Origin of the sequence: Archangium sp. (assembly GCF_036388035.1) — a bacterium.
In the GTDB taxonomy this organism is placed as follows: Bacteria; Myxococcota; Myxococcia; order Myxococcales; family Myxococcaceae; genus Archangium.
In genome coordinates this window covers 1-8,776 of the sequence record NZ_DASVSO010000946.1, presented here as the reverse complement: position 1 = coordinate 8,776, position 8,776 = coordinate 1, and the positions used below count along the sequence as shown (strand labels likewise).

At 69.1% G+C, this 8,776-nt stretch carries 6 protein-coding genes; 3 read left to right on the top strand and 3 right to left on the bottom strand.

The annotated features are described in order from the left end of the window. Positions 1-1,277 (top strand): tetratricopeptide repeat protein (locus VF697_RS39300; protein ID WP_331103290.1); only part of this gene is annotated, 1,277 nt, incomplete at its 5' end. A gap of 54 nt (positions 1,278-1,331) precedes the next feature. Here the strand turns inward: VF697_RS39300 and VF697_RS39295 are convergent. Both VF697_RS39295 and VF697_RS39290 read right to left on the bottom strand, forming a co-directional pair. Beyond that, positions 1,332-3,566, bottom strand: a complete 2,235-nt coding sequence (locus tag VF697_RS39295) for a prolyl oligopeptidase family serine peptidase (RefSeq protein ID WP_331103288.1) — start codon at positions 3,564-3,566, stop codon at positions 1,332-1,334. Positions 3,567-3,664: 98 nt separating this feature from the next. Continuing rightward, a complete protein-coding gene (locus tag VF697_RS39290) occupies positions 3,665-5,758 on the bottom strand; it encodes a M13 family metallopeptidase (RefSeq protein ID WP_331103286.1) in 2,094 nt (697 codons plus the stop codon). A 246-nt stretch (positions 5,759-6,004) separates the two neighbouring features. Here VF697_RS39290 and VF697_RS39285 point away from each other — a divergent pair, with 246 nt between their 5' ends. Continuing rightward, complete coding sequence (locus VF697_RS39285; protein WP_331103284.1) at positions 6,005-6,784, top strand: SDR family NAD(P)-dependent oxidoreductase; 780 nt, start codon at positions 6,005-6,007, stop codon at positions 6,782-6,784. A 23-nt stretch (positions 6,785-6,807) separates the two neighbouring features. Here VF697_RS39285 and VF697_RS39280 read toward each other — a convergent pair whose 3' ends face one another. Then, the gene (locus VF697_RS39280; protein WP_331103282.1) at positions 6,808-7,620 is read right to left on the bottom strand and encodes a glutathione S-transferase family protein; all 813 of its coding nucleotides are present in this window, start codon (positions 7,618-7,620) and stop codon (positions 6,808-6,810) included. Between the two features lie 299 nt (positions 7,621-7,919). Between VF697_RS39280 and VF697_RS39275 the strand changes: the two genes are divergently transcribed. After that, complete coding sequence (locus VF697_RS39275; protein WP_331103280.1) at positions 7,920-8,732, top strand: hypothetical protein; 813 nt, start codon at positions 7,920-7,922, stop codon at positions 8,730-8,732. The last annotated feature ends 44 nt before the right edge of the window (positions 8,733-8,776 follow it).

Sequence of the window (8,776 nt, the reverse complement as noted above, 5' to 3'; positions counted from 1 at the left end):
ACCTCGTGGCGGCCGGAGATGCGTCGGCCCGGCTGTACGCCCACGCCGAGGCGCGGGAGCACTACACGAAGGCCCTGGAGGCCCTCTCCCACCTGTCCAACACCGAGGAGCAGCGGCGGCAGCGGGTGGACACGACCCTGGGACTGGTGAGCGTGTCCTTCGTGGCCGTCCCTCCGGAGCGCAACCTCCAGCGGCTGGCGGAGGTGGAGGAGCTGGCGCTCAGCCTGCGCACCCCCGAGGGGGGAGCCGACCACTCCCGGTTGGCCCGCGTGCACTTCTGGATGGGACGGCTGCACGTCTACCAGGGCTCCTACGAGCAGGCGATGGGCTACTTCCAGCGCGTGCTGCTGGAGTGCCAGGGGACGGGGGACGAGGCCCTGCTCGCCATCCCCTCCTTCATGATGGGGCGGGTGCTGCTCCTGCAGGGCCATGTCGGCCAGGCCGAGCGGCTGCTCGCCCAGGCCATCGGGCCGCTGGAGCGCACGGGCGACTGGGTGAACTGGGTGTGGACCGTCGGCTTCCGGGCCCAGGCGCTCGCGGCGCTCGGCCAGTACCCGACCGCGATCGCCGAGTACCAGCGGGCGCTCGCACACGCGCGGGAGACGAAGAACCTCACGGCCATCGCCTTCTGCCAGCTCATCCTGGGTGACATCGCCATGTTCGGTCGGGATCTGCCGCGCATGCTCGAGTCCAGCCGTGTGGCCATCGCCGCGGCGGAGCAGTCCGGGGACCGGGTGCTCACCTTCCTGGGTGTGGGCCTGATGGCGTGGGCCCAGAGCCGCCTGGGCCAGCACGCCGAGGCGGCGGCGACCGCGGAGCGGCGCAAGTCCCTGATGGACAGTGTCGGCGAGCCGCTGCTGTGCCGGGACTGGTTCGCGGCGAGTGATGCCGAGATGGCGTGGCGCACGGGGCGGCTCACCGAGGCCGAGGTGCTGGCCCACCAGGCCATCGCGGAGGCCCGAACCGCGGGGGGCATCTTCGCCGAGGCCCTCGCCAGGCGCGTCCTCGCCCAGACGCTCGCCGCGCGGAGAGAGTGGGCGGAGGCCGAGCGCGAGCTCCACACCAGCATGGGACTCTTCGAGACGGGAGAGCTGCACCTCGAGGCTGCCCACACGCACTTCACCTGGGCCGAGCTGCTCATCGAGCGAGGCGACATCCCGGCGGCACGAGCCCACCTGGAGCAGGCCATCGCCACCTATGAGCGGAGCGGCATCGAGGAGGAGCTCACCCGGGCCCGAAGGCTCCTGGGCGCGCTCACCGAGGCCAGCTCCGCCTGAGACCCCGCCCCTCCTCCTCGAGAGGGGCGGGGGTACTGCTTCAGACGCGACGGGCTAGCGCGCCGAGTCGCTCGCGACGGGCTGACCGCCGCCCAGGCCCATCTGGTTCAGCGAGAAGGCCCACAGGTCGGTGTACTCCTCGATGATCTTCCCGGTGGGCTTGCCCGCGCCGTGGCCGGCCTTGGTCTCGATGCGGATGAGCACCGGGGCCTCGCCGAGCTGCGCCGCCTGGGCGGCCGCGGTGAACTTGAAGCTGTGGCCCGGCACCACGCGGTCGTCATGGTCCGCGGTGTGGACGAGCATGGCGGGGTAGCGCGCCGGCTTCAGGTTGTGCAGCGGCGAGTAGGCGTAGAGCGCCTTGAACTCCTCGGGGTTCTCCGAGGAGCCGTAGTCGCTCGTCCACGCCCAGCCGATGGTGAACTTGTGGAAGCGCAGCATGTCCATCACGCCCACGCCCGGCAGGGCCACGCCGAACAGGTCCGGACGCTGCGTCACCGCCGCGCCCACCAGCAGCCCGCCGTTGGAGCGGCCGATGATGCCCAGGCGGGGGGTGGCGGTGTACTTGTGGGCGATGAGCCAATCGGCGGCGGAGATGAAGTCGTCGAAGACGTTCTGCTTGCGCAGCTTCGTGCCGGCCTGGTGCCACTCGCGGCCGTACTCACCACCGCCGCGCAGGTTGGCCACGGCGTAGACGCCGCCCTGCTCCATCCACACCAGGTTGGCCACGCTGAAGCTCGGCGTCATCGGGGCGTTGAAGCCGCCATAGCCGTACAGCAGGGTGGGGTTCGTCCCGTCCAGCTTCAGCCCCTTCTTGTGGCTGAGGAACATGGGGACGCGGGTGCCGTCCTTGCTCGTGTAGAAGACCTGCGTCGTCTCGTACTGCGACGGATCGAACTTCACCGTCGGCGCCTTGAAGACCTGGCTCTGGCCCTTCTTCAGGTCGTAGCGGTAGATGGTCGTCGGCGAGGTGTAGCTGGTGTAGGCGTAGAAGGTCTCCGTGTCCTCGCGCTTGCCGCCGAGGCCGTAGACGGTGCCGAGGCCCGGCAGGGGCAGCTCACCCGCGAGCTTGCCCTCACGCGAGTACAGGCGCACCTGGGAGTGGGCGTCCTTCATCACGTTGACGAGGAGCTGGTCGTTGATGAAGCTCACCGAGGAGAGCGTCTCCTCGCCCTGGGGGATGATCTCCTTCCAGCTCTTGCGCTCCGGCTTGCGCAGGTCGATGGCGACGACGCGGCCGCGCGGCGCATCCAGGTCCGTCTGGAACCAGAAGAGCGAGCCGTCGTTGCCGACGTAGCTGTACTCGGCGTCCCAGTCCTTGATCAGCTCGACGACCTTGGCCTTGGGGTCCTTCAGGTCCTTGTAGAAGACGAGGTTCTTCTGCTCGGTGCCATGCGTGACGTTGATGAGGAGGTAGCGCCCGTCATCGGTGACCGAGCCGCCGAAGCCCCACTCCTTCTGATCCTTGCGCTCGTAGACGAGGACGTCCTCGGCCTGCGGCGTGCCCAGCTTGTGGAAGTAGAGCTTCTGGTAGTAGTTGGCGCCGCGCAGGGCCTCGGCGGCCTTGGGCTCGTCGTAGCGGCTGTAGAAGAAGCCCTTGCCGTCGCGCGTCCACGAGGCGCCGGAGAACTTCACCCACTTGATGATGTCCGGCAGGTCCTTGCCCGTGCGCACGTCGCGCACGCGGAACTCCATCCAGTCACTGCCAGCGGAGGCCACGCCGTACGCCAGCAGGTTGCCGTCCTGGCTGATGGCCGTGCCCGAGAGGGCCACCGTGCCATCCGTGGACAGCGTGTTCGGGTCGAGCAGCACCCGGGGCTCGGCGTCGAGCGAGTCGGCCGTGTAGAGCACGTACTGGCTCTGCAGGCCGTTGTTGCGGCTGAAGAAGTAGCGGGAGCCCTCGCGCCACGGGACGCTGTACTTCTCGTAGTCCCACAGCTCGGTCATCCGCTGCTTGATCCGCGCGCGGACGGGGATCTTCTCCAGGTGGCCGAAGGCGAGCTGGTTCTGGGACTCGATCCACTGGCGGGACTCGGGCGAGTCCGGATCCTCCAGCCAGCGGTACGGATCGGCGACCTGGGTGCCGTGGTAGTTCTCGACCACGTCATCCTTGCGAGCGACCGGGTAGGTCGGACGCGCGGACGCGGTGCTCTCCTGGGAGGAGACGGCGGGAGTCGGGGCGGTGGGAGCCGGAGACGCGCTGGGGGCCTGGGCCTCCAGCGTCGTCGGGGAATGGCTGCAGTGCGTGAGCCAGAGGGCGCACGCGGCGGCGGAAAGAGCGCGGATTCTCATGGTGGCGCGCGAACCTATCAGCCCGGGGGCGTATTTCCGAAAAGGCGCATGACTCGCCGCGTCGGAAGCGCCCCCGGAGCGCGCCAGGGGGGCTCAGCTCACCAGATCTTCACCCGCTTCTCGGGGGGCAGGAAGGCGCCGTCGCCCTCCTTCACGCCGAAGGCGGAGTAGAACTCGGGCATGTTGCGCACCACGCCGTTCACCCGGTACTCGCCCGGCGAGTGCGAATCGGTGAGGAGGATCTGCCGCAGGGCATCGTCGCGGTGCAGGGTGCGCCACACCTGGGCCCAGCCGAGGAAGAAGCGCTGGTCGCCGGTGAAGCCCTCGATGACGGGGGCCTGCTGCTGGCTCCCCAGCGACAGCTTGTAGGCCTTGAAGGCGACGGTGAGGCCACTCAGGTCGCCGATGTTCTCGCCCAGGGTGAGCTTGCCGTTGACGTTCATCCCCGGCAGCGGGCTGAAGGCGGCGTACTGCTCGGTCAGCATGCCAGTGCGCTGCTGGAAGGCGGCCTTGTCCTCCGGGGTCCACCAGTCGCGCAGGTTGCCGTCGCCGTCCGAGCGGCTGCCCTGGTCGTCGAAGCCGTGGCTGATCTCATGCCCGATGACGCCGCCGATGGCGCCGTAGTTGGTGGCGTCATCCGCCTCGGGGTTGAAGAACGGCGGCTGGAGGATGGCGGCCGGGAAGACGATCTCGTTCATCGTCGAGCTGTAGTAGGCATTCACCGTCTGCGGCGTCATGCCCCACTCGCCCCGGTCGATGGGCTTGCCGAGCTTGCCGATGATGCGGCGGAACTCGAACTCGTCGGCGCGCTTCATGTTGCCGACCAGGTCATCCTTCTTGATGACGACGGCGGAGTAGTCGCGCCACTTCTCCGGGTAGCCGATCTTCACGTTGAACTTCGCCAGCTTGGCCTGGGCCTGCGCCTTGGTGGCGGGGCTCATCCACTCGAGCTGGTCGATGCCCTGCTTGAAGGCGGTCTGCAGGTTCTTCACCAGCACCTGCATGCGCGCCTTGCTCTCGGGGCTGAAGTTGCGCTCCACGTAGAGCCGGCCGACAGCCTCGCCCAGCGAGCTGTCCACGGCCTCCACGCCGCGCTTCCAGCGGGGGCGGTTCTCCTGCAGGCCCTGGAGCGTCTTGCCACGGAAGAGGAAGTGGGCCTCCTCGAAGGGGCTGCTCAGCAGCGGCGCGTGGGAGTCGAGCAGCTTGAAGGTGAGGTACTGCTTGAGCGTGGGCAGCGGCGTGCTGGCCAGCACCGCGTCCAGGGCCTGGAAGTAATCCGGCTGGCGGACGATGACGGCGGGCGTCTTCTCCGCGTCCACGGCCTTGACGAAGCGCGTCCACGAGAAGCCCGGCGTGAGCTTGTCCAGCTCGGCCACGCTCTTGAGGTTGTAGGTGGCCTCGCGGTCCCGGTTGCGCACGCGGTCCCACTGCTTCTCCGCGAGCGACGTCTCCAGGGCCAGGATGGCCTTGGCCGCGCCGGCCGGGTCCTTCTCCCCCGCCAGCCGCAGCAGCGTCTCGACATAGGAGACGTACGCGGCGCGCGTCTCGACGAAGCGCGGCTCCGTCTTGAAGTAGTAGTCGCGGTCCGGCAGGCCCAGGCCGCTCTGGTTGGCGTAAGCGATGTAGCGGTCCGCCTGCTTCGCGTCCTGCCCGACGAAGAAGACGAAGGGCGTCGGAGTGCCGGTGCGCATCAGCTCGGCGAAGAGCTCCGGGAGCTGCTGCTTGTCCCGCAGGGCGGCGATGCGGTCGATGTCCCCGCGCACCGGCTCGATGCCGAGCGCCTGGATGCGCTCCGTGTCCATGAAGCTCTGGTAGAGGTCGCCGACCTTCTGCGCGTCGGTGCCGTCCTTCTTGCCCTGGATGGCGGCGGTCTCCTCGATGATGGAGCGCAGGGCGGCCTCGCTCTTGTCCCGCAGCTCGATGAAGGAGCCGTAGCGGGCCTTGTCCGCGGGCATCTGGACGGTCTTCAGCCACGTGCCATTCACGTAGCGGAAGAAGTCGTCCTGCGGGCGCACGCTGGAGTCGAAGTACTTCGTGTCGACGCCGAGTGTCCGCGGCGTGGAGGCCTGGACGGACGGCTGCGCGGTGGCGTCCGACGGGGTGTTGCGCGAGCTGGCCGTGCACCCCAGAAGGAGGCAGGCCCCGAGCGCGCCGGGAGCCCAGGAATTGCGGAGCGGCTTCTTGCTGTTCATGCGTTCTCGCTGTGCTGTGTCAGGTGAGACGAAGGTTGCCAACCCGCCAGGCGGCGGGGAATTCCCAGGCCGTCTGCCTGAATTCCACCCGCCGTCGGGTGGCGCGCATGCTGCCCGAGTCGCTCGAGCCACGTCCACCCACCCCCGTGGCTCCTTCCCAGCCTCGGCTTGCGGTGCCCCTTCTTTTTTCCAAAAATATCGCCGCCCGGGGCGCCCCTCGGGTTTTCACACGCGCGGAGCAGTCTCATGAAGAGGTTGGAGAACAAGGTCGCCGTCATCACCGGCGGTGGCAGCGGGATTGGCGCGGCGACGGCGAAGCTGTTCCTGCAGGAGGGAGCCCGGGTGCTGATCGTGGGCCGCACCGAGGAGAAGCTCCGCAAGACGCTCCAGGAGCTCAACCACGAGCACCTCGGCTACGCGGTGGCGGACGTGTCGAAGGTCGAGGACACGCAGCGCTACATCCAGCAGGCGGCGGAGCGCTTCGGCGGCATCGACGTGCTGGTGGCCAACGCGGGCTGCGAGGGCCCCTACAAGCCCCTGGACGAGCACTCCGTGGAGGACTTCGACGAGGTGATGGCCATCAACGTGCGCGGCTGCTGGTTGGCCGTCAAATATGCCTTCCCCGAGCTGCGCAAGCGCGGGGGCGGGAGCATCGTCCTCACCTCGTCGGTCGTGGGCATCTCCTCGTTGCCGTCCAACTCGGCGTACACCGCCAGCAAGCACGCGGTGGTGGGCCTGGCGCGCGCGCTGGCGCATGACGGCGCGCCGTTCAACATCCGGGTGAACGCGGTGTGCCCGGGCGTCATCGACAACGACATGACGGCGGCCATCCACACGCGGCTCGCGCCCGGCAACGAGGAGGCGGTGAAGAGCCGGATGGCGCAGCGAGTCCCCATGCAGCGCTACGGAAAGAGCGAGGAGATCGCCTACCTGAACCTCCACCTCGCCAGCGACGAGAGCAGCTACAGCACGGGCGGGGTGTTCGTAGCGGACGGCGGCATGACGGCCGGCCTCCGAGGCCGGTAACCCCGGCCTCCCCGCACCCACGCTCAGCCGTTCGCCGCTTCCGAGCGTGCGCCGTAGCCCCGGGCCAGGCGCCGACGATCCTCCTGGTAGCGCCGGAGCACCCACTGGCCCGCGGGCCGCGCCAGCACGGCGGCACGCATCTCGGCGATGGCGGGCGGGACGATCTCTCCGGGCCGGGCGGCGTAGGGAGAGCCCTCGATGGCGAGCAGCGGGCCGTAGAGCGACGCCGCGGCGATGTCCGCGATCGACAGGGAGGCGCCGACCAGGTAGCGCGAGGGGTCTCCTTGAATCTCGCGCTCCAGCCGCTCGAGCCCCTCCAGCAGCTTCACCCGGGACTCCTCCACCTTGGGAGGCGTGAGCTGGTACTGCTTCCGGATGGCTTGTTTGATGACGGGTAGCAGCACGCGCCCGAGCAGCCGCAGCGGCGCGGGGAAGTCGCCGAACATGAGCGGGGCGATGTCCGCGTTGCCGGCGAAGAGGTGCGCATAGGCCCAGCGGCGCACGTGCTTGCCGGCCGTCTCGTCGAAGAAGGCCTCCAGCTCGAGGACGCGCTCGCGCTCGGACCCGGAGACGGGCACCAGGGCGGGAGTCGACGGGTAGGTGCGCTCCAGGTGCAGGGCGATCTCGGTGGAGTCCGCGACGACGACGCCCCTGTCCACCAGCACGGGGACGGTGCCGCGATTGCCCTTCGTCAGGCGCTTCGTCACCAGCCGGTGCGGACCGGGAATCAGGTTCTCGATGTCATAGGAGAGCCCCTTGGCATCGAGGTTCCAACGGGTCTTCTCGCAGTAGTGCGAGATGGGGAACTGGTAGAGCTTGCGTTCGGACTGGGGCATGTCGGGAGCCTCGGGAGATTCCGCAGGGCGAGCAGCATGCCGCCCTCACGCCCTCCGGTCCAACCAGATGCCTGGGGACGGTGGGAAACCCCTCGGAATCAATCGGCCCCCCATCATCAACGGCGGGTGAGTGATTCCCGTCCATGACGAGAGGACCCTGGGGCTGTGCAGCCCCCTGCACGTCCTCGCGCGCCTGTCCATGGGGCTCCGGGGGTTTGCATGAAGGGCATGAGGGTTGCTCTGCTGTACCCGCGCCCGGCGCCATGTGCAGCCGGTCACCCACCTCAAGGACCCCCCCCATGCGAATCCGCGCCTGCCTCACCCTCGCCCTCACCGTCCTCGCCACGGCCTGCGATCGGGAACCGCCCACGAAGGAGGAGATCGAGGACGCCCGCGCCCGGGTGGACCTGGCCGTGCACGCGGCCCACCAGGCGCGCATGGCGCTCGAGCTGCTCGGAATCCTCCCCGTCTACACCTGCGGCGAGCCCCGGCGCACCTTCGTGGGCAGGGCCGCCGAGGGCGCCCACACGAAGGTGGCCTGCGTCACCGCCACCGTCGAGTCCAAGGACAACACCTCGGACGCGGTGGTGCTCTCCTTCCCCGAGGGCAAGTGCTCGGTGAACGGGCACACCGTGGTGGGACAGAGCGCCTTCCTCTACAACGGAGGCGAGGAGCGGATGGACCTCACCGCCGACCTGCACGATCTGAAGGTGGATGGCCAGCCGCTCCAGGCCAAGGTGGGCTACGGCACTTGCGGCGATGAGAAGCGCTTCTGGACCGAGACGTCGGGCGAGCTGCCGGGCCGCGCTGGCAACACCTACCGCGTGGACGGGCGCGTGGGCCTGCGCGAGGGGGCCCCCATCTTCGGCAGCACTACGCTCGTGTTCGACGGGCCGGGCGAGGTGTCCGGGCCGCTGGGCACCGACCGCGTCACCTTCACCGGGCTGCAGTACGAGGTGGGAGAGTACCTCCCCAAGGAGGGCGAGGCGCTCGTGGAGACGGCCAAGGGCCACCGGGTGAAGGTGAACTTCAGCTCGCTGCTCTGGCGCCTGGGCAAGGTGGAGGTGGAGATCGACGAGAAGGCCCCGGTGACGGTCCCCATCGTCCGCTGAGCCCGAGGTGATAGATTCGGCGGCATGACCGCCCCCGATTCCCG